The organism is Kosakonia cowanii JCM 10956 = DSM 18146 (assembly GCF_001975225.1).
Classification (GTDB): Bacteria; Pseudomonadota; Gammaproteobacteria; order Enterobacterales; family Enterobacteriaceae; genus Kosakonia; species Kosakonia cowanii.
Map to the genome: position 1 here is coordinate 1,350,189 of NZ_CP019445.1, position 25,063 is coordinate 1,375,251.

The window sequence follows — 25,063 nt, forward strand, 5'->3', positions numbered from 1 at the left end:
ATCCTGGAATCATGAACGATATCGCGCATAACCTGGCACAGGTCCGGGACAAAATCTCCGCCGCCGCGGCACGCTGCGGCCGGGCTTCAGAAGAAGTTACGTTACTTGCAGTGAGTAAAACTAAGCCTGCGAGCGCCGTCGCAGAAGCGATCGACGCCGGACAGCGTGCGTTTGGTGAAAACTATGTGCAGGAGGGGGTGGAGAAGATCCAGCACTTCCAGCAGGCGGGTGTCAGCGGGCTGGAGTGGCACTTTATCGGCCCGTTGCAGTCCAACAAAAGCCGTCTGGTAGCGGAGCACTTCGACTGGTGCCACACTGTCGACCGTCTGCGCATCGCCAGCCGCCTTAGCGAGCAGCGTCCGGCCACGCGCGCGCCGCTTAATGTTCTTATCCAAATCAACATCAGCGATGAGCAGAGCAAGTCCGGTATCGCCCTGAGCGAACTGGATGAGCTTGCCGCGCAACTCGCTGAACTGCCGGGCATCTGCCTGCGCGGGTTGATGGCGATCCCGGCACCGGAAGCAGAGTACGAACGGCAGTTTGCCGTGGCACGGCAAATGGCTGTAGCATTTGAGGCGCTTAAAACGCGCTATTCAACGGTCGATACCCTGTCGTTGGGCATGACGGATGATATGTGCGCCGCCATCGCGGCGGGCAGTACGATGGTGCGCATTGGTACCGCCATTTTTGGTGCGCGCGATTACACAAAAAAGTAAGAGAAACTGAGGAACGCCATGAAGACGTTGACTTTCCTGCTCTCAACAGTAATTGAACTCTACACCATGGTTCTGCTGTTGCGCGTCTGGATGCAGTGGGCACGCTGTGATTTTTATAACCCTTTTTCGCAATTTGTCGTTAAAGCCACCCAGCCGATTGTCGGGCCGCTGCGCCGCATTATCCCGGCGATGGGGCCGCTGGACAGCGCCTCGCTGCTGGTCGCTTTTGTGCTGAGTTTTATCAAGGCGATCGTGCTGTTTATGGTGGTCACCTTGCAGCCGATTATCTGGATATCCGCCCTGCTAATTCTGGTCAAAACCATTGGCCTGATGATTTTCTGGGTGCTGCTGGTAATGGCAATCATGAGCTGGGTCAGCCAGGGCCGCAGCCCGGTTGAGTACGCACTGGTTCAGTTGACCGAGCCGCTGCTGCGCCCGATCCGCAACCTGCTACCGGCAATGGGCGGCATCGACTTCTCGCCGATGATCCTCGTGCTGCTGCTCTATGTACTCAATATGGGGATTGCCGAACTGCTGCAATCTACCGGTGATATGCTGCTGCCGGGGCTGTGGATGGCACTATGAGTGCCGTTGTATCCTCTCAGGACGGGCTGGTTTTACGGCTTTATATTCAGCCGAAAGCCAGCCGCGACGCGATTATCGGTTTGCATGGCGACGAAGTGAAAGTCGCCATCACCGCCCCGCCAGTGGATGGCCAGGCCAATGCGCACCTGGTGAAATTTCTCGCTAAACAGTTCCGCGTTGCGAAAAGCCAGGTGCTGATCGAAAAGGGCGAACTGGGCCGCCATAAACAGATTAAAATCGTTCATCCGCAACAGATCCCGACAGAAGTCGCGGCGCTGATAAATTAGGATCCGCTATGCAAAAAGTTGTCCTCGCCACCGGTAACGCCGGTAAAGTGCGCGAGCTTGCCTCGCTGCTCAATGATTTCGGCCTCGATGTGGTCGCACAAACCGAGCTGGGCGTCGAATCCGTTGAAGAGACCGGGCTGACCTTTATTGAAAATGCCATTCTGAAAGCCCGCCATGCGGCAAAAGTGACCGGCTTACCCGCCATTGCCGATGATTCGGGGCTGGCAGTCGATGCGCTGGGCGGCGCGCCGGGGATCTACTCCGCACGCTACGCAGGCCTTGAAGCCAGCGATCAACAGAACCTGGAAAAACTGCTCGACGCGCTGCAGAGCGTGCCGGACGGCGAGCGCCAGGCGCAGTTCCACTGTGTGCTGGTCTATATGCGCCACGCCGACGATCCGACACCGCTGGTGTGCCACGGAAGCTGGCCTGGCGTCATTGCCCGCGAGCCTGCGGGCAGCGGCGGCTTTGGTTACGATCCTATCTTTTTCGTCCCCTCCGAAGGCAAAACCGCCGCGGAGCTGACACGCGACGAGAAGCGCGCCCTCTCCCATCGCGGTCAGGCGTTAACCCTGTTACTGGAAGCAATGCGTAATGGCTGATTTGCCGCCTCTGAGTCTCTATATCCACATTCCCTGGTGCGTGCAGAAGTGCCCCTACTGCGACTTCAACTCCCACGCGCTGAAAGGTGAAGTGCCGCACGACGACTATGTCCAGCATCTGCTTGCGGATCTGGATGGTGATGCCGCGTACGCCCAGGGACGGGAAATAAAGACCATCTTTATCGGCGGCGGTACGCCAAGCCTGCTCTCCGGCCCGGCAATGCAGACTCTGCTCGATGGTGTTCGCGCGCGTCTGCCGCTGGCCAGTGATGCGGAAATTACCATGGAGGCGAACCCGGGCACCGTTGAAGCTGACCGCTTCGCCGACTACCAGCGCGCTGGCGTTAACCGTATCTCGATAGGCGTGCAGAGTTTCAGCGAAACCAAGTTGCAGCGTCTCGGGCGTATTCACGGCCCGGAAGAAGCTAAACGTGCGGCACACCTTGCGAGCGGGCTGGGGCTGCGCAGTTTCAACCTCGATTTAATGCACGGCTTGCCGGATCAATCCGTTGAGGAAGCGCTCGACGATCTGCGCCAGGCCATCGCCTTAAACCCGCCGCATCTGTCGTGGTATCAGCTCACCATCGAACCCAATACGCTCTTTAGCTCGCGCCCGCCGGTGCTGCCGGATGACGACGCGCTGTGGGATATCTTTGAGCAGGGGCATCAGATCCTGACGGCTGCCGGTTATCAGCAGTATGAAACCTCGGCCTATGCCAAACCGGGCTATCAGTGCCAACACAACCTGAACTACTGGCGCTTTGGCGACTACCTCGGAATCGGCTGCGGCGCGCACGGCAAAGTGACCTTCGCGGATGGGCGCATTTTGCGTACGGCGAAAACGCGCCATCCACGCGGCTATATGCAGGGAAATTACCTTGATAAGCAGCATGATGTAGAAGAGCAGGATAAGCCGTTCGAGTTCTTTATGAACCGTTTCCGCCTGCTGGAACCGGCGCCGCGGGCAGAGTTTTCCGCGTATACCGGTCTGGATGAAGCGACCATCCGCCCGCAAATTGAGCAGGCGCTGGCGCTCAATTATCTGACCGAGAACGCAACGCACTGGCAGATAACCGAGCACGGTAAGCTGTTTCTCAATTCATTGCTTGAGTTGTTTCTTAGCGAATAACGTGAAGTGAGAGATAAAAGAAAGGGGAAATATTATTTCCCCTTAATTATTTTAGCGGCGTGATTATTTAAAGAATAGTATTACAGCAACTTCCGTTGGTGCATTCCGTGGCGCAATAAGACGATGCCAGAGGAGATAATGCCACCAAGAATAACGGCCAACGCCATGATAATCGCTTTCCCCGGGCCATCTTTTTTCATCGGCAGCGACGGCGAGAGTTGATATTTGAAGGGGGAAAACTCCACATCTTTAATATCAACTTTTTGCAGCTGCGCCAGAGTGTATTCACGGTTGCGAAAATCGGCATTCAGCTCGGTAAAATCTTTCATCGACTGCTCAATGCGAAGTTTTTCCGAGATACCATCGGCGCCGAGCGCGATAGAGAAGTCCGGGTCATCCTGTACCGCCTGACCATTGCTATAGACCGGGCGTTTGATGCCGGCAGCATTCGCTACTTCAAGGGAGTAGTTCAGACGCTTCACATTCGCATCATGCTTTGTAGCAATTCGGGCACGATCCATCTCCAGCACGTTCTTTTCAAAGTTCTTCTTCAACTCAACATCATTACGCAGCGTTGCCAGCGTCTCGTTGACTACTTTGGCAGAAATGAAAGCGATGTAGCCTTTCAGCACCTGCTGGGCTTCTGTTGCCGTCGGCGCGGTGAAGCTGAGCGTCCAGGAAGCGTACGGCGTATTATCAGCAGTCGCCAGTTTGGCGTTATTGGTCGCTTTGATCTTCTGCGTCAACAGCGTCAGCGCACGGCGCAGTTCATCCTGATCGATATTGTTCTCTTCCAGCTTGCCCAGCACCAGCGGCGAGTTGGCAAGAAACTCCTCTTTTAATGATTGAGAAGAGAATTTTTTCAGGAAGAGGTGGTAAACATCATCCTGTGAAATAGAGGTTTTCACATTAAGAACCTCCAGCGTCATGAGCGCTCGTTGCAGCTCAGCCCACTGGATTCGCTCTGCCGGCGTAATCTCCGCCTGGCTGGTCCACTTTTGCGGTAGTAAGGCGGTGATAAAGAATGCGCAAACGGCAAACAACACCACTGTTCCGGCAATAAGTTTCTTGCCTCGCCATAACAGGCTCAGCAGATAGAGCAGATCGATCTCATTATTTTTAAACGAAAGGGCGGGCTCTTCATAAAATGAAGCGTCGCCTTTCGGCTGTATGTTTATTGATGACATAGGAGTATTTATGAAGAAATCATATCCGTGATTTGAGGCGGCGATATTAACATCAACAAGAACATTCTGAAAGTATACAAGTTATGGTCAATTCAAATAATCGATTAATTACTTAAGTAAAACCCCAAATTCTGGTAGGGGTTAACTGCGAATTGCCACTTGCTTTTGTGGGCAATAATTTATAGATGAGAATAATCAGCAGAGCCTGACAAACCAATTAAATAAAAGATACGAGTTTGTTATTTAATCGTCAGAAATAAGGGAAAGGGAGTAACAACATATTCATTACGAATAAGGCCTTTCGTCGATGACAAAAGGCCATGGTACAGAGTTACTTCAGGGAGGAGGTTAACGCTTTGCGGCTCTCTTCGAGAGAAACCACGCGCTGGCAGACATCTTTGCCAAACTGCTGGAAGTCAGCTTCCTGATTTTTCCATTCGTTCTGGATAGACGTTTGTAAGCCGCCGAGATTGCCGAGCACATTCTGCAACGGGTTGCCGCCGCTTTTCATCACCGCTTTCGCGCCCATTTCGTTAATGCTGTCCTGCAGAATGCCGCCCATCGCCTGGTTGACCAACTGCTGACCATCGGCGCGAACCTGTTCAATCGCCTTGTAATGGAACGTCAGGCCGTCGCTGCGATGCTCGATAATACGATTCATCTGCTCTTTGAGCTGCGCGTCGAGTTTGGTAAGGCGGTTACGCATGCTGCTGCTCTCCCCCACCTCTTTGACGATGATCTTATCCAGCGCAATGCGGTTTTTCTCCACGCGAGTCAGCGCGCCGTTGTCGATCCACGGCAGGGCGCTGCGTAACTCAGCCTGGTAATCTTTCGCCTGCTCGCGCTGTGCGGCGCTAAGCGACGGCTGTTTGCCGTTAAACATCACATTGCCCTCTGGCGTGATCACCAGATTGCCGTTTTCGCCCTTCACCTGCACGGTTTGCGGGCTGATAATCACATCGTCGCGCGGCGTGACGCTGCACTGATAATCTGCCTGCGCCGCGAAAGCTGTAAGGGTGAGCGTTGCCGCCAGCAGCGTTTTACGCATTCTATTAACTCCTGTAGAGACAAAATGGGCCAGCAGATGCTGGCCCTTATGTTTGTTTAGTCCCACCAGACGTCGAAAAGTTCGCTGGTGCGTACCGCTTCGAGCTTCTGCTCCTCCAGCCACTTACGCACAAGGGCCTGATGCTCTTCGGTGCATTTGCCAATCTCTTGCAGGCAGATTAACCCTTCCCACGCCAGATAGCCGCTGCCATCAAACGCCAGTTTATTCGGCGCAATCACCTGCTTAATGAAGTTATCAACGGTGCTGTCGATCTGCTCTTCGGTGGTACCTTCCGGGAAACGCCACGCGACGGAGAAACCCACTTCCTGGAATTCGTCGATATGCATTTTTTTACGCAAGCGACGGCTGCGGTTCTTTGCCATTATTTCACCCTCTCGAACATTAAGTCCCATACACCGTGACCAAGACGATGGCCACGCTGTTCAAATTTCGTTACCGGGCGCGATTCCGGGCGCGGCACATAGTCGTTGCTGGCTGACAGGTTCTTATACCCGTCGATGGAGTTCATCACCTCCAGCATATGTTCTGCATAGGCTTCCCAGTCGGTCGCCATATGGAATACGCCGCCCAGCTTGAGCTTGCTCTTCACCAGCTCGGCAAAGGGTACCTGCACAATACGGCGCTTATTATGACGTGCTTTGTGCCACGGGTCCGGGAAAAAGAGTTGCACCATGTTTAAGGCGTTATCCGGGATCATAGTGTGTAGCACTTCTACCGCGTCATGGCACATCACGCGCAGGTTCTCGACGCCCTCTTCGTGCGCGGAAGAGAGGCAGGCACCGACGCCCGGCGAGTGTACTTCAATGCCGAGGAAATCCTGCTCCGGGCGGGTTTTTGCCATTTCGACCAGCGAAGCGCCCATGCCAAAACCGATCTCCAGCGTCACCGGTGCGGTGCGACCAAACAGGGCGGTAAAATCGAGCGGCTGTTCGGTAAACTCAACGCCCATCACCGGCCAGTAATTGTCCAGCGCATGCTGCTGACCCTTCGTCAGACGCCCCTGGCGACGGACAAAGCTACGAATGCGGCGCAGCGGGCGGCCATTTTCATCAAATTCCGGTGAAATGACGTCGTTATTCATAAAGTTTTCTGCTCGTGAGAGTGTTCAGGAAACGGGCATTATCCAAAGTTCATGGCATGATGCAAGCACCGGAAAGTTCCGGTTTACAGTGCAACGCCGCTGTGCTGCAATCTTCGCCCCTGATAAAGCGATTCTGGTGACCATGCAAGCGTCTCAATTCTCAGCCCAGGTTCTGGACTGGTACGACAAATTTGGGCGGAAAACCCTGCCCTGGCAAATTGAAAAGACGCCCTACAAAGTATGGCTGTCAGAAGTGATGTTGCAACAAACCCAGGTCACCACGGTGATCCCCTATTTCGAGCGCTTTATGGCGCGCTTCCCGACGGTGACTGATTTAGCCAACGCGCCGCTGGATGAAGTGCTGCATCTGTGGACCGGGCTCGGTTACTACGCCCGCGCGCGCAATCTGCATAAAGCCGCGCAGCAGGTCGCCACGCTGCACAATGGCCGTTTTCCAGAAACCTTTGACGAAGTCGCCGCGCTGCCAGGCGTTGGCCGCTCAACGGCGGGCGCGATCCTCTCTTTATCCCTCGGTAAGCACTTCCCGATTCTCGATGGCAACGTGAAACGCGTGCTGGCCCGTTGTTATGCGGTGGCCGGCTGGCCGGGAAAAAAAGAGGTGGAGAAACGGCTATGGGAGATAAGCGAGCAGGTGACGCCGGCGAAAGGCGTCGAGCGCTTTAACCAGGCAATGATGGATCTTGGTGCCATGGTCTGCACCCGCTCAAAACCGAAGTGCGAACTCTGCCCGCTGCAAAGCGGCTGTATCGCTTACGCCACGCACAGCTGGAGCAGCTACCCGGGTAAAAAGCCGAAGCAGATCCTGCCCGAGCGCACCGGTTATCTGCTGCTGATGGAGCACGAAGGCACGGTTTATCTTGAACAGCGCCCGCCGAGCGGCCTGTGGGGTGGCCTCTTCTGCTTCCCGCAGTTTAGCGATGAAGCGGCGCTGCGCGACTGGCTGGCGCAAAAAGGGATTAACGCAGATACTCTCAGCCAACTTGTCGCGTTCCGCCACACTTTTAGCCATTTCCACCTCGATATTGTGCCGATGTGGCTTCCTGTGTCTTCCGTTGCCGCGTGCATGGATGAAGGTGCAGGTCTTTGGTATAACTTAGCGCAACCGCCATCCGTCGGTCTGGCGGCTCCGGTGGAACGCCTGATACAGCAATTACGCGCCGAAGCGGCATCTTAGCGGCGCGCAAAAAGAGGAATGATTATGAGCAGAACCATTTTTTGTACCTTCCTGCAACGCGAAGCGGAAGGGCAAGACTTCCAGCTCTATCCGGGCGACCTGGGTAAACGCATTTATAACGAGATCTCGAAAGAGGCCTGGAAGCAGTGGCAGCAGAAGCAGACGATGCTGATCAATGAGAAGAAACTCAACATGATGAACGTCGAGCACCGCAAATTGCTGGAAGAGGAGATGGTCAATTTCCTGTTTGAAGGCAAAGACGTGCACATTGAAGGCTACACGCCACAAGAAAAAAAATAGGCGTCGTGGTTTAACCTCGCCGGCAGTGCCATAAATCCAGGGAAGGCATTGCCGGTTCGCGAGCGTCTCAGGCGCTGTAATCAAACACAACTGCATCCGGAATGATGAAAAAATTTTTAGCGCTAGCGATGATCGCGCCGTTGCTGATCTCTTGTTCCAGCTCTAATAAATCCGGCGAAGACTACAACGAAGCCTGGATCAAAGACACCAACGGTTTTGACATTTTGATGGGCCAGTTCGCCCACAATATTGAGAATTTATGGGGCTTTAACGAAGTACTGATCGCAGGCCCAAAGGATTACGTTAAGTATACCGATCAGTACCAGACGCGAAGCCACATCAACTTTGATGAAGGGACGATTACTGTCGAAACCATCTCGGCGACCGATCCGGCGGCGCACCTGCGCGCGGCGATCGTTAAAACGCTGCTGATGGGCGACGACCCCGGCTCTATCGACCTCTACTCCGATACCGACGACATCACGATCTCCAAACAGCCTTTCCTCTATGGTCAGGTGCTGGATAACAACGGCGAAGCGATTCGCTGGCAGTGGCGCGCGGAAAAATATGCCGACTATCTGCTGCAAACGCGGCTGAAAACCCGCACCAGCGGCATCCGTGTGATCTCCAGCATCACCATTAACCTGGTGCCGAACCACCTTGATAAACGTGCGCATAAATATATGGGCATGGTGCGCAAAGCGTCGCATAAGTATGGCGTCGAGGAGTCGCTGATTCTGGCGATTATGCAGACGGAATCCTCCTTCAACCCCTATGCGGTGAGCCGCTCCGATGCGCTCGGTTTGATGCAGGTGGTGCAGCACAGCGCCGGGAAAGATGTCTTCCGCGCGCAGGGGAAATCCGGCACGCCGGACCGCAGCTATCTCTTCGATCCGCAGAGCAATATTGATACCGGCACCGCTTACCTGGCGATGCTTAACAATATCTATCTTGGCGGTATCAGCAACCCGACCTCACGGCGCTATGCGGTGATCACTGCCTATAACGGCGGCGCGGGCAGCGTGCTGCGCGTCTTCTCGCCGGATAAAGTGCAGGCGGCGAATATCATCAATACCATGTCGCCGGGCGATGTGTATGAAACGCTTACCACGCGCCACCCTTCTGCTGAGTCACGCCGCTATCTCTACAAAGTGAACGCCGCGCAGAAAACCTACCGTCGTAATTAACGCCCCTTGTGGTTTATGCCTTTTTACCTTTGCAGGTAAAAGGGCATAAGCCCGCCTTCTGGCCCTCGCAATCGGTTGCGTAAAAGCGTGATCAAGATCACTTAATAAGAATGCAATCAGACGAAGATTGCATTTTTCTGTCGTACGTAACAAACAACGCCGCCGCAAAGTGATAAAGTGCCGCCACAAATCGCAGTATATCTGCCCATTACAACGACAACCGTCTCCTTTGCGAGGAAAAAAGCATGAATCTTAAGCTGCAGCTGAAAGTGATCATCTTTCTGCAGTTCTGCCTGTGGGGCAGTTGGCTGACGACACTTGGCTCTTACATGATCGTGACCCTGAAATTTCAGGGCGCGGAAGTCGGCGCGGTCTACAGCTCCCTTGGTATCGCCTCGCTGTTTATGCCAACGCTTTTAGGCATCGTCGCGGATAAGTGGCTCAGCGCAAAATGGGTTTATGCCCTCTGTCATCTGGTCGGTGCCATCACGCTGTTTATCGCCGCAGGCGTCACCACGCCGGGCGCGATGTTCGCCATTATTCTGCTCAACTCGCTGGCCTATATGCCGACGCTGAGCCTGGTGAACTCCATCTCCTATTTCCGTCTTAAATCTGCCGGGCACGATATCGTCACCGATTTCCCGCCGATTCGTATCTGGGGCACCATCGGCTTTATCCTCGCCATGTGGGCGGTGAGCTTCTCCGGCTTTGAGTTAAGCCATATGCAGCTCTACATTGGCGCTGCGCTGTCGCTGCTGCTGAGCGTGATTGCGCTGACGCTGCCGCACATTCCGGTGGCTAACAGCAAGCAGAAGCAGACCTGGGTGGAGATGCTCGGCCTGAACGCCTTTGCGCTGTATAAAAACAAACGTATGGCGATCTTCTTTATCTTCTCTATGCTGCTGGGCGCGGAGTTGCAGATCACCAATATGTTTGGCAACACCTTCCTGCACAGCTTCGACTCGAATCCGCTGTTCGCTAACAGCTTTATCGTTACCCATGCGTCGGTAATGATGTCGATTTCGCAGATTTCGGAAACCGTCTTTATCCTCGCCATTCCGTTCTTCCTGAGCCGTTACGGCATTAAGAACGTGATGATGATCAGTATCCTCGCCTGGGTGCTGCGCTTTGGTCTGTTCGCTTACGGCGACCCGACGCCGTTCGGCACCGTGCTGCTGGTGCTGTCGATGATCGTGTACGGTTGCGCCTTCGACTTCTTCAACATCTCCGGCTCGGTGTTTGTTGAGAAAGAGGTTAGCCCGGAAATCCGCGCCAGTGCGCAGGGTATGCTGCTGATGATGACCAACGGCTTCGGCTGTATCCTCGGCGGTATGGTGAGCGGCAAAGTGGTAGAGATGTACACCACCGCCGGTCTTACCGACTGGAAAACCGTGTGGCTGATCTTCGCCGGTTACTCGCTGGTGCTGGCCGTCGCCTTCGTGATGCTGTTTAAGTACAAACACGTGCGCGAGCCATCTGGCGTGACGCAGAAAGCGTAAACAGAAAACCCGGCCTGAGCGCCGGGTTTTTTTATGGGTCTCATTTTGTAGGCCTGATAAGCGCAGCGCCATCAGGCATTTTCACCTATTGCCGGATGGCGGCGTTGCCTTATCCGGCCTACGAAACAGCCTCTTCAGGCATTTCCCCCATCGCCGGATGGCGGCGATGCCTTATCCGGCCTACGTAACAGCTTCGGTTACGGGATCATCGCCAGCACATACGCCACTGCCAGCAGATCGGCGCTGCCGCCGGGGCTTAAATGTCGTGCAATCAACGCCTGATCCATCTGGCGTAAATCATCTTTCTCCCATCCGGTGGCTAATAGCTGCTGCGCATAATCCTGCACATAACGCAGCCCCGCCAGGCCACCGCGTGACACCAGATTGCTGTCGCGGTTAACCGCCATCAGCCTGAGCAGCGCGTTATGCAAACGGCGCTCCCCCTGCTCCTGCTGCCAGAAGGGCAATACCGCACGGCGCACGGTGATAAACCCCTGCTCCGCCTCGCCGCGCGCGCCGGTCAGGCCATAGTCGCGGAACTGCTTTTCACCAGCCGTGATTGCCTGCGCCCGCCCGGCCAGCTCGCGTGCCACCAGACCGCGGCAAATCGCGCTCACCTCGTTACAAAGCGCATCCGCGCTCAGTTGCCAGCCCAGCCCCCGCAGCCGCCCGGCGGCAAACGACAGCAACCCGAGTGAAAAGATGCCGCCTTTATGGGTATTCACCCCATGGGTGGCGGCAAACATCGCCTGCTCGCAGGCAATCCCCATCGGTCGAATCAGCCGTAACTGCCCCGCCGCCGGTTTATGGGCGTTATCAAAACCCGCCTGCTCGAAGCGTGCAAACCAGGGCGTAATGGCATCGATACTGGCGAGAAACAGCGCGTAATCCATATCGCGGTGCGCGCCGCTGTTTGCGCTGTCCACCAGCCCCGGCTTCGGGGTGAGATCCAGCTCCTGCCGCAGCGCCCGCGCCGCCAGCGCAGGCACAAACGCCACGGCAGGTTTAGTCGCGGGTAAACCAGCCATTAATCAGCCCCTCAACGCGGTTCACCACCTCATCCAGCGGATGACGGCGCGAGCGGGCGCAGTTGTGCGCCGGTTCATCGCACACCAGACAGCGACGGGTGCTGCGATCCAGTGAATGGCGGCCAACCTGGCCGTTTTGCGGGCAGAAGATATCAAAATCCCACAGCCTGCCGAGCGGATGGGTCTGCTCCAGCTCAATGCACTGCGCTTTGATTTCCGCCGCCGGATGGGCCACGCACCACATCGCTTCCGCACCGGTCGGCAGCCACTGCACTTGCCGGTCAAGCGTCTGCCAGCCGCGCTGCCACAGCATCTGGTCGCAGGCCTGTAACGCCACGCCCATGGTGTTGCGATAGCGCATCGTATCTTTCACCGCGCCCGGGGTAACCAGCGTCAGGGAGATAATCGGTTGTTGATAGTGGCGAAGCCAGTCAGCCTGCCGCGCGGCGCGGTTCTCTTTCGCCGCCAGCAGCGCCTCGAGGCTGACACCCGTACGCTCGGGAGTCATCGTAGTCATAACGCCTCCTCTTTTACCTGGTGCACAACGTCAATCACGCTGCCGTCGCGATAGCGGATCACCCCGACAATCCGGTCGGTAAAGGCGATCGGTTTTGGCTCGCCGGTAAGCGAAATCGCCCGCTGATAGAGCGCCTCGATATCGACAACGTTCAGCCCGGCCGCCACTAAACGTTCGCGGACTTCCGGGCGCGCCGGATTGACCGCAATGCCGTGATCGGTGACCAGCACATCAATGCTCTCCCCCGGTGTCAGGCGGGTGGTCACGCGCTTCACCACTGTCGGAATGCGGCTGCGCAGCAATGGGGCAACCACAATGGTCAGATTCGCCGCCGCTGCCACATCGCAGTGGCCGCCGGATGCGCCGCGCATCACGCCGTCCGAACCGGTAATAACGTTGACGTTAAAGTCGATATCGATCTCCAGCGCGCTGAGGATCACCACGTCCAGCTGGTCGCAGCTTGCCGCTTTACCGCCGGGGTTGGCGTAAACGTTGGTCGAGATCTCCACATGGTTGGGATTACGCCGCAGCGAAGCCGCCGCTTCGCCATCAAAGCACTGGGTATCGAGCAGCTTCTCAATCAGCCCCTTCTCATGCAGTTCGACCAGGCTGCCGGTAATGCCGCCGAGGGCGAAACGGGCTTTTACGCCGTGGCGCGCCATCTTCTCGGCCATAAAGCGGGTCGCCGCAGTCGATGCCGCGCCGGAGCCGGTCTGCATCGAGAAGCCATCGCGGAAGTAGCCGGAGTGCTCAATCACCTCCGCCGCATAGCGGGCGATCATCAACTCTCGTGGATTGCTGGTGACGCGCGCGGCGCCGACGCTGATTTTCGCCGGATCGCCCACGCTCTCCACCTGGACAATCAGATCCACCCGATCCTGGCTCAAACTGGCGGGCATATTGGGAAACGGCACCACTTCTTCGGTCAGCAGCACCACTTTATCGGCAAATTCGGCGTCAACCATCGCGTAGCCGAGCGAGCCGCAGCAGGATTTCCCCTGCGTACCGTTGGCGTTACCGAAGGCATCGCTGCACGGCACGCCGAGAAAGGCGACATCGATCTTCAGCTCACCATCCTGCAACAGTTTTACCCGCCCGCCGTGGGAGTGGATCTGCACCGGCTCCGCCATCAGCCCGTGGGAGATGGCATCCGCCAGCTTGCCGCGCATGCCGGAGGTGTAAATTTTGCGGATCACGCCGCTCTGAATATGCTCAATCAGCTCATCGTTACAGGTCATCAGCGAACTGGAGGCGAGCGTCAGGTTTTTGAAGCCGAGGCGCGCAAGGGTTGCCACCACGGTGTTGATCACCCGGTCGCCTTCGCGAAAGGCGTGGTGGAAAGAGATGGTCATACCATCGCGCAGGCCGCTGCGCGTAATCGCCTCTTCCAGCGAGGCGCAGAGTTTACGGTTTAGCCTGGCGTCCTCATCCGCCAGCCACGGTGTGGCGCTATGGGCGGTATCAAAGGGTTTTAATTCACGCAGATGGGGAAAGTTGACGTGAAGCAGCTCGGTTTGGTTCATGGTTTTCTCCTTAACGACGCACGCCGGACGCCGCCGCGCGTTCCAGCACCATCTGCGCATGGTTAATAATGGGGGCGTCGATCATTTTGCCGTTCAGGGAGACGACGCCAAGGCCGTTGCGCTCCCCCTCCTCTGCCGCTTCAATCACGACTTTGGCGTGATCGACCTCCTGCTGCGTCGGCGCATAGGCGTTATGCAGCAGGTCAATCTGGCGCGGGTTAATCAGCGATTTGCCGTTAAAGCCCATCTTGCGCACCAGCTCCACTTCGCGCAGGAACCCGGCTTCATCATTGACGTCTGACCACACCACGTCGAAAGCGTCGATACCGGCAGCGCGGGCGGCGTGCAGCACCGCGCAGCGGGCATAGAAGAGTTCGGTGCCGTCACCGCGCTCGGTCTGCATATCCATCACGTAATCGAAGGCCGCCAGCGCAATACCGATCAGCCGCTGCGAGCTGCGGGCAATTGCCACGGCGTTAATGACGCCAATCGCCGACTCAATCGCCGCCATCACGCGGGTTGATCCCACTTCCCGCCCGCAGGCAAGCTCAATGCGCTCCAGGTGGCGCTCAAGTTCGTAGATATCCTCCGGGCTGTCGGTTTTCGGCAGGCGTACCACATCAACACCGGCGCGCACCACCGCTTCGAGATCCGGCAGGCCAAACGGCGTATTCAGCGGGTTGATGCGTACCACGGTTTCAATATCCTGATACATCGGATGTTGCAGAGCATGAAAGACCAGCAGGCGCGCGGTGTCTTTCTCGCGTAGCGCCACCGCATCTTCGAGGTCAAACATGATTGAATCGGGACGGTAGATAAAGGCGGTGGAGAGCATGGCGGCGTTAGCGCCCGGCAGAAACAGCATGCTACGACGGTGTTTTTTCACAGCAGTGTCCCCCACGCGATCTCCTTCTCTTCCGCCGCGCGCAACACGGCGCTTTGCAGACGGGCGCGGATTACGCAATCCAGCGCGCCTTTATCTTCAATGATGATTAAGCCCTGGCGGATCTCCATCGCGCGCAGCGTCTCATTCACCACGCGGCGGATCTGATCGCCAAACTGCTTAATCACTTCGCTGCGCACCACCACCTCCAGTTCACCGTCGGTAGGGGCGATTTTCACCATCAGGTCGCTGGATTCGAGGGTTCCCGCCAGCGCCTCCCGTACAATTTTCATAGTTATTAGTCCTGATTTTTAAGCGACTTCCACGCTGTAATGAGCTTCAAGGTGCGCGAAAGTGGTATCCGGTACGATTTCCCGAATGCGGGAAAACTGGTGTGTTTTTAATAAACGGCGTACTTCGGACGCCGAAATTGCCGTGCCTGCGGCTTTAATGCGTGGGATCTCCATCACCTCAACCGCGCCCGCCAGCATCTGGTGCATGGTGTTGTTGTACTGGCGGGTCACCGCGCAAAAGGGTTCGCTGCCAATAAAGCGGTGGGTAATGCCGAGCGCCGGGGCGATATGGTTGCGAAAGATCAGCAGGTCGATTTCGCTCCACGCCTGCTGCACTTTGCCGGTCTCTTTCAGGAAGTAGGCCGGAAAGGTGGCGCGGGAGATGATGTACTGCGAGCCCTCATGCACCGTGACATTCGCCAGGTGCGCTACGCCCGCTTTCACCATCTTCAGCCGCGTGGCGAAGGGGAAAAACGAAGCATCTTCGCGCACCACAAACAGATGCAGGGCATCGCAGGCTTTTGCCGCCTGCTCCACCAGATGGCGGTGGCCGAGGGTAAAGGGGTTGGCGTTCATGACGATGGCGCCAATGCGCTTACCCGTCAGCCGTTTTGCCCGCAGCGAGCGGCAGTAGCGCTCAATGCCCGACGGCGTGTTCTCCATCAGCACCGCGTTATTGCCGCTCTGGACGATGGGCCAGAAGCCGCTGTGCTGAAAGCGCTCCCGGTTGCAGGGGCGCGTGCAGAGAAAGAGGTGGAAGTGGCCGCGCGCCAGCGCCAGGTTCTCCATTTCCGCCAGCAGCCGGGCGCTGAGGTTTTCGCCGCGAAGCTGCGCATCAACCGCCACGCATTTAATGACGTTCGCGGCAAGGCCTGCACACCCCACCAGTTGCTCTCCCGACCAGGCTTCAACGAAGGTCGTGATGTCGCTGTCCATGCCTAATCCGCTGTCGGCTAATAGCGAGCGGATGCGCTCGAGCCGGGGCGTGTTACCGTTGACTTCCGCAATGCGGAAGTCGATGGAGGGTCGTGTGTGCATCTGTTGGCCTTCGTCCTTAGTGCGCTGCCGCCAGCGCCTGCTCCGGCGCTTCCACGATCACATTGCTGAGATGCCCGATCTTCTCGATCTCCACTTCGATGCGATCGCCCGCCTTCATAAACAGCGGTGGCGTACGCTTTTTCCCGACGCCCCCCGGTGAACCGGTGATGATCACATCGCCCGGCGTCAGGCTGGTGAAGGTACTGATGTATTCGATAAGCTCGGCAACTTTGTGGATCATGCTGGCGGTAGTGTCATCCTGCACCATGCGGCCATTGAGCCAGGTGCGGATGGCGAGTGTATGCGGGTCGGGGATCTCATCGGCGGTGGTCATCCACGGGCCAAATGCCCCGGTCTGCCGCCAGTTTTTCCCGGCGGTAAACCAGCTGTGCTGCCAGTCTCGCGCCGAGCCATCCATATAGCAGCTGTAACCCGCCACATGGCTTAAGGCCGTTTCGCGGGCAATATTCTCCCCGCCTTTACCGATAATCACCGCCAGTTCGCCTTCATAGTCGAACTCGCTGGAGTGGCGCGGTTTCACCACCGGCGCGTTATGGCCGGTTTGCGAATCGGCAAAGCGGACAAACAGCGTCGGCGCCGGGTTGTGCTGGTCGAACTCTTTGCGTTTTTCGGCGTAGTTCATCCCGACACAGAGGATTTTGCCTGGGTTATCAATCACCGGCAGAAAGGCGATCTCATCAAAACGCAGATCGGCGGCTTCTTCGCTGTAGCGCGCGGCCTGCGCCAGCCCATCGTCGGCGGCGAGCAGCGCTTTTAAATCGGCGTAGCGGTCGCCCAGGCGCTGGCCGAGGTTGACGACGCCTTCCGCGCTGACGATGCCGTAGCTGCGGATACCCTGGTGAACAAAGCTTGCGAGTTTCATATCAGTTCCTGTAATTCCTGAATCAGACGAGGAAGTTGCCGAGCACCAGCAGCGAGATGGAGACGTTAATTGCCCCACCGATGCGGGTAGCGATCTGTGCGAACGGCATCAGGCTCATACGGTTACCTGCGGTAAGAATGGCGACGTCGCCGGTACCGCCCTGCCCGCTCTGGCAGCAGGAGACGATGGCGACATCAATCGGGTGCATACCGATCTTTTTACCGACGAAGAAGCCGGTCGCGACCAGCGCGGAGACGGTGCTGACAATCACCAGCAGGTTATTGATGGTGAAAGCGTGAACCAGCTCTTCCCACGGCGTAATGGCCACGCCAACGGCGAAGAGGATCGGGTAGGTGACCGAGGTCTGGAAGAATTTGTAGACCACCTGCGAGCCTTCCAGCAGACGCGGCGAGACGCCGTGAGCGAGCTTAATCAGCACCGCAACAAACAGCATGCCGACCGGCGCAGGCAGGCCAATCAGTTTGTGGCCGAGCATACCGATCATATAGAGCAGTACCGCCAGCAACGCGCCTGCGGCAATGGTCGTGACATCGGTTTTACCGGAGAAGGCCGGGGTCGCAGAGGCCGGTTCGTCGCCGTTACTGCGGTTCGGCATCAGCTGGCCTTCGCCAGTGAGGTGCGGGAAGCGTTTACCAAGCTGGTTCAGGCAGCCGGAGATAATGATCGCCGTCAGCCCGCCGAGCATCACCATCGGCAGCACGCGACCGAGCGCAACGCCCTGATCCATATGCAGCAGCGTGGCGTAACCAATTGACAGCGGGATCGCGCCTTCGCCCACACCGCCCGCCATGATCGGCAGAATGATAAAGAAGAAGATCTGGAACGGCTCCATACCGAGCGCCATGCCAACGCCCATGCCGACCAGCATGCCGACGATTTCACCGCACAGCATCGGGAAGAAGATACGCAAGAAGCCCTGAATCAGCGTGGTGCGATTCATGCTCATAATGCTGCCAACAATAATGCAGCAGATGTAGAGATAGAGAATGTTGGTCGATTTGTAGAACTTAGTGGTGGACTCAACCACCACATCCGGCAGCAGGCCGTAATAGACCATCGCCGAGGGGATAAAGGTGGCGCAAATCGCCGCCGCGCCCAGCTTGCCAACAATCGGCAGCCGCTTGCCAAACTCGCCGCAGGCGAAGCCAAAAAAGGCCAACGTGGCGACCATCACCACGATATCGCTCGGCAGCTTACCGCCGAGACAGTCGACGGCAATTAATGCCCCCGCCAAAAGAAACAGCGGCAGGGGAATAATCCCGACTTTCCAGCTATCCATAATGTGCCACCACTTATCTTTCAGTGATGTTTTATCAAGCGTTCGCGACTTTCCGGGTACAGAGAATGAATCGTCAGTTGTGCTCATAATTAAGCCCCTTCGTTATTTTGTGCTTACAGCGTAGTGGGCTAAATACACACTTTATGTGAGGGCAGGCATAATAAAACCAGAGTTTTTAAGGCACCTATGGTTTTTATGGTTTCTTCTATTTTGCGTGAGCTGGCTCTTATTTATTTCCGTGGTTTTTATGGTTTTTATAAAAGGAAATACATGTTCATAACAAACCGTAACAGGAGGTTGTAACAGCTTGTTTTTCCACAGCAACACGCGCTGTGTAAGGGATCACAAGTTTCCCGCAAACTGCTCGCCCGCGCAGGGAAAAGTGTTACATTGAGGCTTTCCTTATTGCTGCGCGTGTCGTTATGAAAGTCTCCTTTCAAATCAAGCTGTTTATCTCGCTGGTGCTTTTCTTCTCCGGCCTGTTCGTCCTGTTGGGCGTTTATTATTACAAGGACGTCGGACGCCAGCTCTATCAGGAGATGAGCGCCCGCGCGAAAATACAGGCCGAAGAGATTGCGATTATTCCGAATCTTCGGCGCTCCGTCGCCGAGAAGAATATTCCCGTTATTAATCAGTTTATGCAAAAGGTGGTTTCCCACAGCGATGCCAGCTTTATTGTGATTGGTGATAATAAAGGCCTGCACCTATTTCACTCCGTACATGCAGATGTGGTGGGAAAAACGCTGGTCGGCGGCGATAACGCGGAAGTATTACAGGGCAAAAGCACCACTACCATTCGCAAAGGCGGGTTGGGGATTTCGCTACGCAGTAAAGCGCCTATTTTTGATGACGCTGGCCGGGTGGTTGGCATTGTCTCCGTCGGGTATCTGACCAGCTATCTGGATGCCATTACCCTCGGCAAAGTGATTAATATCTTTATCGCCGCCGTACTGCTGCTCGTCGCGCTGTTTGTCTTCTCCTGGTTTTTTACCCGCAGCATTAAAAAGCAGATCTTCTCCCTTGAGCCGCGCGAGATTGGTCTGCTGGTGCGTCAGCAGAAGGCGATGATGGAGTCGATCTACGAAGGGGTGATTGCGATTGATCGCGAGTCGCGCATTGAGGTGATCAACCAGGCGGCGCGTAAGCTGCTGGGGTTGAGCCAGCCGACCCGTGCTCTGCGGGGCCATGCGATAAGCGATGTCATTGCGCCGGTGCCCTTTTTTGCCGCCGAGACGATGCTGGAGAGCGACACCCATGATGAGATTTGCCGCTTCAACCACCTGACGGTGATCGCCAGCCGGGTGCGCATTATGCTCGAAAATAGCTTACAAGGGTGGGTGATCACCTTTCGCGATCGCAATGAGATCGACAGCCTGAGCGCGCAGTTAAGCCAGGTAAAGCGCTATGCCGACAACCTGCGCATTATGCGCCATGAGCAGCTTAACCGCATGACCACCCTTTCCGGCCTGCTGCATATGGAGCGTTACGACGAGGCGGTGAACTATATTCAGGCCCAGTCGGAACACGCTCAGGAGCTGCTGGACTTTATCTCCTCGCGCTTTACCTCGCCGACCATTTGCGGTCTGCTGCTGGGCAAAGCGGCGCGCGCGCGGGAGAAGGGCGTGGAGCTAAACTTCGACCCATTAAGCCGCATGGATCGCCCCTGTCGTGGGCTGGCAGAAGCGGAGCTGATCTCCATCATCGGCAACCTGCTGGATAACGCCATTGAAGCGACCCAGCGCGCCACCCTGCCGCACGATCCGGTTGATGTGCTGATCCTGCTTAACGAGCGGGAGCTGATCATTGAAGTGGCGGATCGCGGGATTGGGATCGATCCGGCGATTGCCGATCGCATTTTTGAGCGCGGGGTGACCACCAAACGCCGCGGCGATCACGGCATTGGCCTCTATCTGATCGCCAGCTATGTCACCCAGGCGGGCGGCGCGATCGAGGTGTCGGCTAATGCGCCCCGCGGCACCATTTTTTCTCTGTTTATTCCTGAAACGGGCAGCGCTCCGCGCCCCGTTGCCACCGTGGATGAGATGTATGCAACATGAACCGATAGACGTGCTGATCGTCGAAGATGAAGAGACGCTGGCGCAGCTAAACGCTGAACTGGTGAGTAAACATCCGCGCCTGCGGCTGGTGGGGATGGCGTCATCGCTGGCGGAAGCGAAAACACTCCTTAGCCAGCGGCAGCCGCAGCTCATCCTGCTGGATAACTACCTGCCGGATGGCAAAGGCATCACGCTGATTAGCGACCCCGAGATTATCAACGCCAACTGTTCGGTGATCTTTATTACCGCCGCCAGCGATATGGACACCTGTAGCCAGGCGATCCGCAACGGTGCCTTCGACTACATTCTCAAACCGGTGTCGTGGAAGCGCTTAAGCCAGTCGCTGGAGCGCTTTGTGCAGTTCACCGAGCAGCAGCGGGTGTGGAAGATTGTTGACCAGCAGAACGTCGACACCCTCTATCAGCTACAGTCGAAAAATTACCGCCAGGATAACGGCAGCAAAGGCATTGAAGAGAGCACGCTGGCGCTGGTGCAGAAGCTATTCGCCGACGACGAGGCGCGCTGTTTTTCCGTTGATGAGGTGGTAAGCGAAACGGGACTAAGCAAAACCACCACCCGCCGCTACCTTGAACACTGTGTCGAAGCGGGCTTTCTGGCGGTGGAGATGCAGTATGGCAAGATTGGTCACCCGCGACGCATTTACCGCCGCGCGGCCGCCTGAGACGCATCCCAGGCGGCGCGGTGATTACTTCAGCACGTAACCATAGAGGCGCTTGATGCCATCGGCATCGGTTTCCGAGTAGACGCCCTGAAGCTCCGGCGAGAAGCCGGGCAGCAGGTTAACCCCCTCCTCCAGCGCGAGGAAGTAGCGCTGCACCGCTCCACCCCACACTTCACCCGGCACCACGCAGAGCACGCCCGGCGGATAGGGCAGCGCGCCCTCTGCCGCAATGCGCCCTTCCGCCTCGCTGATGCGCACCAGCTCGACGTTGCCGCGAATAAACTCGCTGTTGGCATCCTGCGGATTCATCGCCACCGCCGGGAAGCTCTCTTTGCGGAACATCGCTTTTTGCAGATCTTTAACGTCAAAGCTGACGTAGAGATCGTGCATCTCCTGGCACAGTTCGCGCAGGGTGTAATCGCGGTAGCGCACCGGGTATTTGTTAAAGATGGTCGGCAGCACGTCGGCCAGCGGCGTGTCATCTTCAATATGCTGCTCAAATTGGGCGATCATCGCCACCAGCTGCGCCATCTTCTCCGCGCTTTCGGCAGGCGTCAGCAGGAAGAGGATCGAGTTGAGATCGCACTTCTCCGGCACAATACCGTTTTCACGCAGGTAGTGCGCCAGAATGGTCGCCGGAATACCGAAATCGGTGTATTCACCCGTCTCCGCATCAATGCCCGGCGTGGTGAGCAGCAGTTTGCAGGGATCGACAAAATATTGATCCTGGGCGTAGCCGGCAAAACCGTGCCACTTGTCGCCCGGCTCAAAGCTGAAGAAGCGGCGCTTGCGGGCAATAAGCTCGGTGGGATGATCCTGCCATGGGCGACCGCCGATCACCGGCGGCACAAACGGCTGGATCATTTTGCAGTTGGCGATGATCGCTTTGCGCGCCTCAATGCCCAACTCGACGCACTCCGCCCACAGCCTGCGCCCGCTCTCGCCCTGGTGAATTTTGGCGTTGATATCCAGCGCGGCAAACAGCGGATAAAACGGGCTGGTGGAGGCGTGCAGCATAAAAGCGTTATTCAAACGCTTGTGCGGGCAGAAGCGCGCCTGGCCGCGCAGGTGGTTATCTTTTTTGTGGATCTGCGAGGTTTGCGAGAAGCCCGCCTGCTGTTTATGCACCGACTGGGTGACGAAGATCCCCGGATCGTTTTCGTTCAGATCGAGCAGCAGCGGCGAGCAGTCGGCCATCATCGGGATAAACTGCTCGTAACCGACCCACGCCGAATCAAACAGGATGTAGTCGCACAGGTGGCCGATCTTATCGATCACCTGGCGGGCGTTGTAGATCGTGCCATCGTAGGTGCCAAGCTGGATCACCGCCAGGCGGAAAGGACGCGGCTGTTTGGCCTTATCAGGCGCGACATCGCTGATTAAGGTGCGCAGGTAGGCTTCATCAAAACAGTGATCGTCAATGCCGCCAATAAAGCCAAACGGGTTGCGCGCCGCTTCCAGATAGACCGGCGTCGCCCCGGCCTGAATCAGCGCGCCGTGGTGGTTGGATTTATGGTTATTACGATCGAAGAGCACCAGATCGCCGCGCGTCAGCAGCGCATTGGTCACCACCTTATTGGCGGCAGAGGTGCCGTTAAGCACAAAGTAGGTTTTGTCGGCGTTAAATACTTTGGCGGCAAACTTCTGCGCGTGCTTGGCGGAGCCTTCGTGGATCAGCAAATCACCGAGCTTGACGTCGGCGTTGCACATATCGGCGCGAAAGACGTTCTCACCGAAAAAGTCGTAGAACTGGCGGCCTGCCGGGTGCTTTTTAAAGAAAGCGCCGTGCTGATGGCCGGGACAGGCGAAGGTGCTGTTCTTCATCTCGACATATTGACGCAGCGTATCGAAGAACGGCGGCAGCAGCGTCGCTTCATAATCACAGGCGGCGGCTTCCAGCTCCAGCCACTCCTGATCGCGTCCGCTAATCACCGCCGTCACGCCTTCAGGCGCGGTAACCGGTTCGCCGGAGAAGAGAAAGACCGGCAGATTAAAACCAGTGCGTTTGAGCAGCGCGAGAATGCCGCTGCGGCTCTCCGCTACCGTCATGACGACTGCCGCCACATCCGTAAAATCGGTACTCTCAAGGGAGATCACCTCGCGGTGGGTTGAGAGGGTAGAGAGCAGCTCGCGGCTGACGGCAATTTTCAGTGAGTTCATAAGCACGAATACCCGTTTCAGGGGAGTAAAAAGCCCCGGACGAAGCGGTGGCTTCGCCCAACGAAAATGTCTGGCTGGGATCAGCTCCGGACGCCAGACATCAGTAAAAGCAGAAAACCGCTGATCTTACTGTTGTCCTGCGGTGAGCGTGCGCTACCCTCACCGCATGGTGAGAAAGAGTGACGATAAGCGGGGGCGAGTGGCCTTGGCACGGGCGTGAAACGCAGTATCAGCGGCTGAAATGTACAGCATCAGGCGGCCCCGTCAGATGGATGAAAATTCGCGCAATCATGTCATTTTTAACCCGCAGGCGCAACCTGGGTGGCACTTCGCCGCGCATAAAAATGCTATGGTATGCGCCTTCTTATTCATTTTTATGGCACTTCAGGAGTGTGAACGTGCTGACAGGTCCTTTTATTAACGCGGCTGCCGTGCTGATCGGCGGCATGCTCGGTGCGCTGATGAGCCACCGTTTACCGGAGCGCGTGCGCTCATCAATGCCCTCCATTTTTGGCCTTGCTTCGCTTGGCATCGGCATTTTACTGGTAGTCAAATGCGTCAACCTGCCGGTGATGGTGCTGGCGACGCTGCTCGGCACACTGATTGGCGAGCTATGTTATGTTGAGCGCGGCATCGGCGGCGGCGTTAACGCCCTGCGCAAGCTGGCGCAGAAGCGCAACGCGGTTGAGTCAGCCTCCAGCGCCCATGAGTCGTTTATTCAGAGTCTGGTGGCGATCATTATTCTCTTTTGCGCCAGCGGGACCGGGATTTTTGGCGCCATGCGCGAAGGGATGACCGGCGATCCCAGCATCCTGATTGCTAAAGCGTTTCTCGATTTCTTTACCGCGCTGATCTTCGCCACTTCGCTCGGTTTCGCCGTGGCGATCATCTCGGTTCCAATGCTGATTATTCAACTGACGCTCGCCACCTGCGCGACGCTGATTCTGCCGCTGACCACCCCGGCGATGATGGGCGATTTTACCGCCGTCGGTGGCATTCTGCTGCTGGCGACCGGGCTGCGCATCTGCGGAATAAAGATGTTTGCCGTGGCGAATATGCTGCCGGCGCTGGTGCTGGCAATGCCGCTATCCGCTCTCTGGACGGCCTTTTTTGCCTGAGTGCGCGTGCAATGGGCAGAAAGTGGTGATAGATTGTGCACTCTGTGACGAAATGAAGAAATTTCGTTGACGGAGCGCAGTGAATCAGGTTTAATGCGCCCCGTTGCCCGGATAGCTCAGTCGGTAGAGCAGGGGATTGAAAATCCCCGTGTCCTTGGTTCGATTCCGAGTCCGGGCACCACTAATTTAAAGAAACCAGCCTACGGGCTGGTTTTTTGCTTTCTGGAGTATGGATTCTCCATCGAACTCCGTTCGATTATTAACCACACACCGCGCCTTATATTAATTAATACCTAAGAGCACATGTTAAAAAGTAATATTATTCAAATAATAAAATTGCCATTTCTTTTATCTATACTATTTAAAGCTTAGCCTGAGAATAAAACTCTTATTTATTCACGCTATTATTAATTAGCAATAAAACGTGAGATAGATCACAACAAGAAGTTATCTCTTTTACAGCCTCCTATTACAGATTGCCTTCCAGATTTTTATTCTATAAATATTACCCTCGTTTTTATTATTACAGGGGCAAGTAAATGAGCAATCCATTCGAAAATGAAAACATTCCTTTTTTAGTATTAGTAAACGCAGAGAATCAGCACTCTTTATGGCCGGAATTTATGGTTGTCCCCGAGGGTTGGGACGTGGTCTGCGGGCCCGCCAGTCGCAAGGCGTGCATTGAGTACATCGAGGAAAACTGGAAGGATATCAAGCCGAAAACTTTACAAAATCTATAACCCC

The 25,063-nt window shown here is 56.3% G+C and carries 26 protein-coding genes and 1 tRNA gene; 14 read left to right on the plus strand and 13 right to left on the minus strand.

Annotated features, from left to right (window positions below):
* The first annotated feature begins 11 nt into the window (after window positions 1–11).
* Genes BWI95_RS06320 through hemW form a run of 5 tightly spaced genes read left to right on the plus strand, consistent with a single transcriptional unit; the run spans window position 12 to window position 3,319 of the window.
* Window positions 12–716 (plus strand): YggS family pyridoxal phosphate-dependent enzyme, encoded by a 705-nt coding sequence (locus BWI95_RS06320; protein ID WP_076769190.1) that lies wholly within the window; start codon window positions 12–14, stop codon window positions 714–716.
* An 18-nt stretch (window positions 717–734) separates the two neighbouring features.
* On the plus strand, window positions 735–1,301 hold the full coding sequence (locus BWI95_RS06325) for a YggT family protein (RefSeq protein ID WP_054803430.1): 567 nt from the start codon (window positions 735–737) through the stop codon (window positions 1,299–1,301).
* Window positions 1,298–1,588 carry a DUF167 family protein YggU gene (gene yggU, locus BWI95_RS06330; protein WP_042713571.1) on the plus strand — a complete coding sequence of 97 codons (291 nt, stop codon included), beginning with the start codon at window positions 1,298–1,300 and terminating at the stop codon, window positions 1,586–1,588. The genes BWI95_RS06325 and yggU overlap by 4 nt, the downstream gene beginning before the upstream one ends.
* An 8-nt stretch (window positions 1,589–1,596) precedes the next feature.
* The gene (locus tag BWI95_RS06335) at window positions 1,597–2,190 is read left to right on the plus strand and encodes an XTP/dITP diphosphatase (RefSeq protein WP_054803429.1); all 594 of its coding nucleotides are present in this window, start codon (window positions 1,597–1,599) and stop codon (window positions 2,188–2,190) included.
* A complete protein-coding gene (gene hemW / locus BWI95_RS06340) occupies window positions 2,183–3,319 on the plus strand; it encodes a radical SAM family heme chaperone HemW (protein WP_076769191.1) in 1,137 nt (378 codons plus the stop codon). Before BWI95_RS06335 ends, hemW begins: the two co-directional genes overlap by 8 nt.
* 80 nt (window positions 3,320–3,399) lie before the next feature.
* Here hemW and wzz(fepE) read toward each other — a convergent pair whose 3' ends face one another.
* The 4 genes from wzz(fepE) to trmB all read right to left on the minus strand — a co-directional run bounded on the left by wzz(fepE) (window position 3,400) and on the right by trmB (window position 6,656).
* Window positions 3,400–4,506, minus strand: coding sequence for an LPS O-antigen length regulator Wzz(fepE) (wzz(fepE), locus tag BWI95_RS06345; RefSeq protein ID WP_054803428.1), 1,107 nt, complete (start codon window positions 4,504–4,506; stop codon window positions 3,400–3,402).
* A gap of 331 nt (window positions 4,507–4,837) precedes the next feature.
* Window positions 4,838–5,554 (minus strand): YggN family protein, encoded by a 717-nt coding sequence (locus BWI95_RS06350; protein ID WP_023480977.1) that lies wholly within the window; start codon window positions 5,552–5,554, stop codon window positions 4,838–4,840.
* A gap of 56 nt (window positions 5,555–5,610) precedes the next feature.
* Window positions 5,611–5,937 carry a YggL family protein gene (locus tag BWI95_RS06355; RefSeq protein ID WP_023480838.1) on the minus strand — a complete coding sequence of 109 codons (327 nt, stop codon included), beginning with the start codon at window positions 5,935–5,937 and terminating at the stop codon, window positions 5,611–5,613.
* Window positions 5,937–6,656 carry a tRNA (guanosine(46)-N7)-methyltransferase TrmB gene (trmB, locus tag BWI95_RS06360; RefSeq protein ID WP_054803427.1) on the minus strand — a complete coding sequence of 240 codons (720 nt, stop codon included), beginning with the start codon at window positions 6,654–6,656 and terminating at the stop codon, window positions 5,937–5,939. Before trmB ends, BWI95_RS06355 begins: the two co-directional genes overlap by 1 nt.
* A 136-nt stretch (window positions 6,657–6,792) precedes the next feature.
* On the opposite strand from trmB, the gene mutY reads away from it, so the two are divergent.
* From mutY to BWI95_RS06380, 4 genes are all read left to right on the plus strand, one after another.
* The gene (gene mutY, locus BWI95_RS06365; protein ID WP_208864606.1) at window positions 6,793–7,851 is read left to right on the plus strand and encodes an A/G-specific adenine glycosylase; all 1,059 of its coding nucleotides are present in this window, start codon (window positions 6,793–6,795) and stop codon (window positions 7,849–7,851) included.
* Window positions 7,852–7,875: 24 nt separating this feature from the next.
* Window positions 7,876–8,151, plus strand: coding sequence for an oxidative damage protection protein (locus BWI95_RS06370; protein ID WP_020455176.1), 276 nt, complete (start codon window positions 7,876–7,878; stop codon window positions 8,149–8,151).
* 104 nt (window positions 8,152–8,255) lie between these two features.
* Window positions 8,256–9,338, plus strand: coding sequence for a membrane-bound lytic murein transglycosylase MltC (gene mltC / locus BWI95_RS06375; RefSeq protein ID WP_076770290.1), 1,083 nt, complete (start codon window positions 8,256–8,258; stop codon window positions 9,336–9,338).
* Between the two features lie 245 nt (window positions 9,339–9,583).
* Window positions 9,584–10,837 (plus strand): nucleoside permease, encoded by a 1,254-nt coding sequence (locus BWI95_RS06380; protein WP_076769192.1) that lies wholly within the window; start codon window positions 9,584–9,586, stop codon window positions 10,835–10,837.
* Between the two features lie 197 nt (window positions 10,838–11,034).
* Here BWI95_RS06380 and citG read toward each other — a convergent pair whose 3' ends face one another.
* From citG to BWI95_RS06420, 8 genes are read right to left on the minus strand one after another with little or no spacing between them, the layout of a single operon-like run.
* Window positions 11,035–11,865 (minus strand): triphosphoribosyl-dephospho-CoA synthase CitG, encoded by an 831-nt coding sequence (gene citG / locus BWI95_RS06385; protein WP_054803424.1) that lies wholly within the window; start codon window positions 11,863–11,865, stop codon window positions 11,035–11,037.
* The gene (gene citX, locus BWI95_RS06390; protein WP_076769193.1) at window positions 11,843–12,382 is read right to left on the minus strand and encodes a citrate lyase holo-[acyl-carrier protein] synthase; all 540 of its coding nucleotides are present in this window, start codon (window positions 12,380–12,382) and stop codon (window positions 11,843–11,845) included. Before citX ends, citG begins: the two co-directional genes overlap by 23 nt.
* Window positions 12,379–13,905, minus strand: a complete 1,527-nt coding sequence (citF, locus tag BWI95_RS06395; RefSeq protein ID WP_054803423.1) for a citrate lyase subunit alpha — start codon at window positions 13,903–13,905, stop codon at window positions 12,379–12,381. The genes citX and citF overlap by 4 nt, the downstream gene beginning before the upstream one ends.
* 10 nt (window positions 13,906–13,915) lie before the next feature.
* Window positions 13,916–14,791: a citrate (pro-3S)-lyase subunit beta gene (citE, locus tag BWI95_RS06400; protein WP_054803422.1), complete on the minus strand. Its 876-nt coding sequence runs from the start codon at window positions 14,789–14,791 to the stop codon at window positions 13,916–13,918.
* On the minus strand, window positions 14,788–15,081 hold the full coding sequence (gene citD, locus BWI95_RS06405; RefSeq protein WP_042716827.1) for a citrate lyase acyl carrier protein: 294 nt from the start codon (window positions 15,079–15,081) through the stop codon (window positions 14,788–14,790). The genes citE and citD overlap by 4 nt, the downstream gene beginning before the upstream one ends.
* Window positions 15,082–15,099: 18 nt before the next feature.
* Window positions 15,100–16,119 (minus strand): [citrate (pro-3S)-lyase] ligase, encoded by a 1,020-nt coding sequence (gene citC, locus BWI95_RS06410; protein WP_076769194.1) that lies wholly within the window; start codon window positions 16,117–16,119, stop codon window positions 15,100–15,102.
* A 16-nt stretch (window positions 16,120–16,135) separates the two neighbouring features.
* Entirely contained in the window at window positions 16,136–17,002 is an 867-nt protein-coding gene (locus tag BWI95_RS06415; protein ID WP_076769195.1) for a fumarylacetoacetate hydrolase family protein, read from the minus strand.
* Between the two features lie 22 nt (window positions 17,003–17,024).
* Complete coding sequence (locus tag BWI95_RS06420) at window positions 17,025–18,389, minus strand: 2-hydroxycarboxylate transporter family protein (protein WP_023480841.1); 1,365 nt, start codon at window positions 18,387–18,389, stop codon at window positions 17,025–17,027.
* 335 nt (window positions 18,390–18,724) lie between these two features.
* Between BWI95_RS06420 and BWI95_RS06425 the strand changes: the two genes are divergently transcribed.
* Complete coding sequence (locus BWI95_RS06425; protein WP_076769196.1) at window positions 18,725–20,359, plus strand: ATP-binding protein; 1,635 nt, start codon at window positions 18,725–18,727, stop codon at window positions 20,357–20,359.
* A complete protein-coding gene (locus tag BWI95_RS06430) occupies window positions 20,349–21,041 on the plus strand; it encodes a response regulator (protein WP_042716834.1) in 693 nt (230 codons plus the stop codon). The genes BWI95_RS06425 and BWI95_RS06430 overlap by 11 nt, the downstream gene beginning before the upstream one ends.
* A 24-nt stretch (window positions 21,042–21,065) precedes the next feature.
* On the opposite strand, the gene BWI95_RS06435 is transcribed toward BWI95_RS06430, so the two are convergent.
* Window positions 21,066–23,201, minus strand: a complete 2,136-nt coding sequence (locus tag BWI95_RS06435) for an ornithine decarboxylase (RefSeq protein ID WP_076769197.1) — start codon at window positions 23,199–23,201, stop codon at window positions 21,066–21,068.
* Between the two features lie 398 nt (window positions 23,202–23,599).
* Between BWI95_RS06435 and BWI95_RS06440 the strand changes: the two genes are divergently transcribed.
* The 3 genes from BWI95_RS06440 (at window position 23,600) to BWI95_RS06450 (ending at window position 25,059) form a co-directional block, all read left to right on the plus strand.
* On the plus strand, window positions 23,600–24,319 hold the full coding sequence (locus BWI95_RS06440) for a DUF554 domain-containing protein (protein WP_076769198.1): 720 nt from the start codon (window positions 23,600–23,602) through the stop codon (window positions 24,317–24,319).
* A gap of 105 nt (window positions 24,320–24,424) precedes the next feature.
* Window positions 24,425–24,500 (plus strand) — tRNA-Phe (locus BWI95_RS06445).
* A gap of 358 nt (window positions 24,501–24,858) precedes the next feature.
* Window positions 24,859–25,059 carry an MbtH family protein gene (locus tag BWI95_RS06450; RefSeq protein ID WP_054803421.1) on the plus strand — a complete coding sequence of 67 codons (201 nt, stop codon included), beginning with the start codon at window positions 24,859–24,861 and terminating at the stop codon, window positions 25,057–25,059.
* The last annotated feature ends 4 nt before the right edge of the window (window positions 25,060–25,063 follow it).

Coding starts and splice junctions, on each gene's coding strand:
- BWI95_RS06355 (WP_023480838.1), bottom strand. CDS start 5,937: ATGGCAAAGAACCGCAGCCGTCGCTTGCGTAAAAAAATGCATATCGAC.
- BWI95_RS06450 (WP_054803421.1), top strand. CDS start 24,859: ATGAGCAATCCATTCGAAAATGAAAACATTCCTTTTTTAGTATTAGTA.
- BWI95_RS06320 (WP_076769190.1), top strand. CDS start 12: ATGAACGATATCGCGCATAACCTGGCACAGGTCCGGGACAAAATCTCC.
- BWI95_RS06335 (WP_054803429.1), top strand. CDS start 1,597: ATGCAAAAAGTTGTCCTCGCCACCGGTAACGCCGGTAAAGTGCGCGAG.
- BWI95_RS06425 (WP_076769196.1), top strand. CDS start 18,725: ATGAAAGTCTCCTTTCAAATCAAGCTGTTTATCTCGCTGGTGCTTTTC.
- BWI95_RS06435 (WP_076769197.1), bottom strand. CDS start 23,201: ATGAACTCACTGAAAATTGCCGTCAGCCGCGAGCTGCTCTCTACCCTC.
- BWI95_RS06380 (WP_076769192.1), top strand. CDS start 9,584: ATGAATCTTAAGCTGCAGCTGAAAGTGATCATCTTTCTGCAGTTCTGC.
- BWI95_RS06415 (WP_076769195.1), bottom strand. CDS start 17,002: ATGAAACTCGCAAGCTTTGTTCACCAGGGTATCCGCAGCTACGGCATC.
- citD (WP_042716827.1), bottom strand. CDS start 15,081: ATGAAAATTGTACGGGAGGCGCTGGCGGGAACCCTCGAATCCAGCGAC.
- mltC (WP_076770290.1), top strand. CDS start 8,256: ATGAAAAAATTTTTAGCGCTAGCGATGATCGCGCCGTTGCTGATCTCT.
- citF (WP_054803423.1), bottom strand. CDS start 13,905: ATGAACCAAACCGAGCTGCTTCACGTCAACTTTCCCCATCTGCGTGAA.
- citX (WP_076769193.1), bottom strand. CDS start 12,382: ATGACTACGATGACTCCCGAGCGTACGGGTGTCAGCCTCGAGGCGCTG.
- BWI95_RS06420 (WP_023480841.1), bottom strand. CDS start 18,389: ATGAGCACAACTGACGATTCATTCTCTGTACCCGGAAAGTCGCGAACG.
- trmB (WP_054803427.1), bottom strand. CDS start 6,656: ATGAATAACGACGTCATTTCACCGGAATTTGATGAAAATGGCCGCCCG.
- BWI95_RS06370 (WP_020455176.1), top strand. CDS start 7,876: ATGAGCAGAACCATTTTTTGTACCTTCCTGCAACGCGAAGCGGAAGGG.
- BWI95_RS06325 (WP_054803430.1), top strand. CDS start 735: ATGAAGACGTTGACTTTCCTGCTCTCAACAGTAATTGAACTCTACACC.
- citC (WP_076769194.1), bottom strand. CDS start 16,119: ATGCACACACGACCCTCCATCGACTTCCGCATTGCGGAAGTCAACGGT.
- hemW (WP_076769191.1), top strand. CDS start 2,183: ATGGCTGATTTGCCGCCTCTGAGTCTCTATATCCACATTCCCTGGTGC.
- BWI95_RS06350 (WP_023480977.1), bottom strand. CDS start 5,554: ATGCGTAAAACGCTGCTGGCGGCAACGCTCACCCTTACAGCTTTCGCG.
- citG (WP_054803424.1), bottom strand. CDS start 11,865: ATGGCTGGTTTACCCGCGACTAAACCTGCCGTGGCGTTTGTGCCTGCG.
- yggU (WP_042713571.1), top strand. CDS start 1,298: ATGAGTGCCGTTGTATCCTCTCAGGACGGGCTGGTTTTACGGCTTTAT.
- BWI95_RS06430 (WP_042716834.1), top strand. CDS start 20,349: ATGCAACATGAACCGATAGACGTGCTGATCGTCGAAGATGAAGAGACG.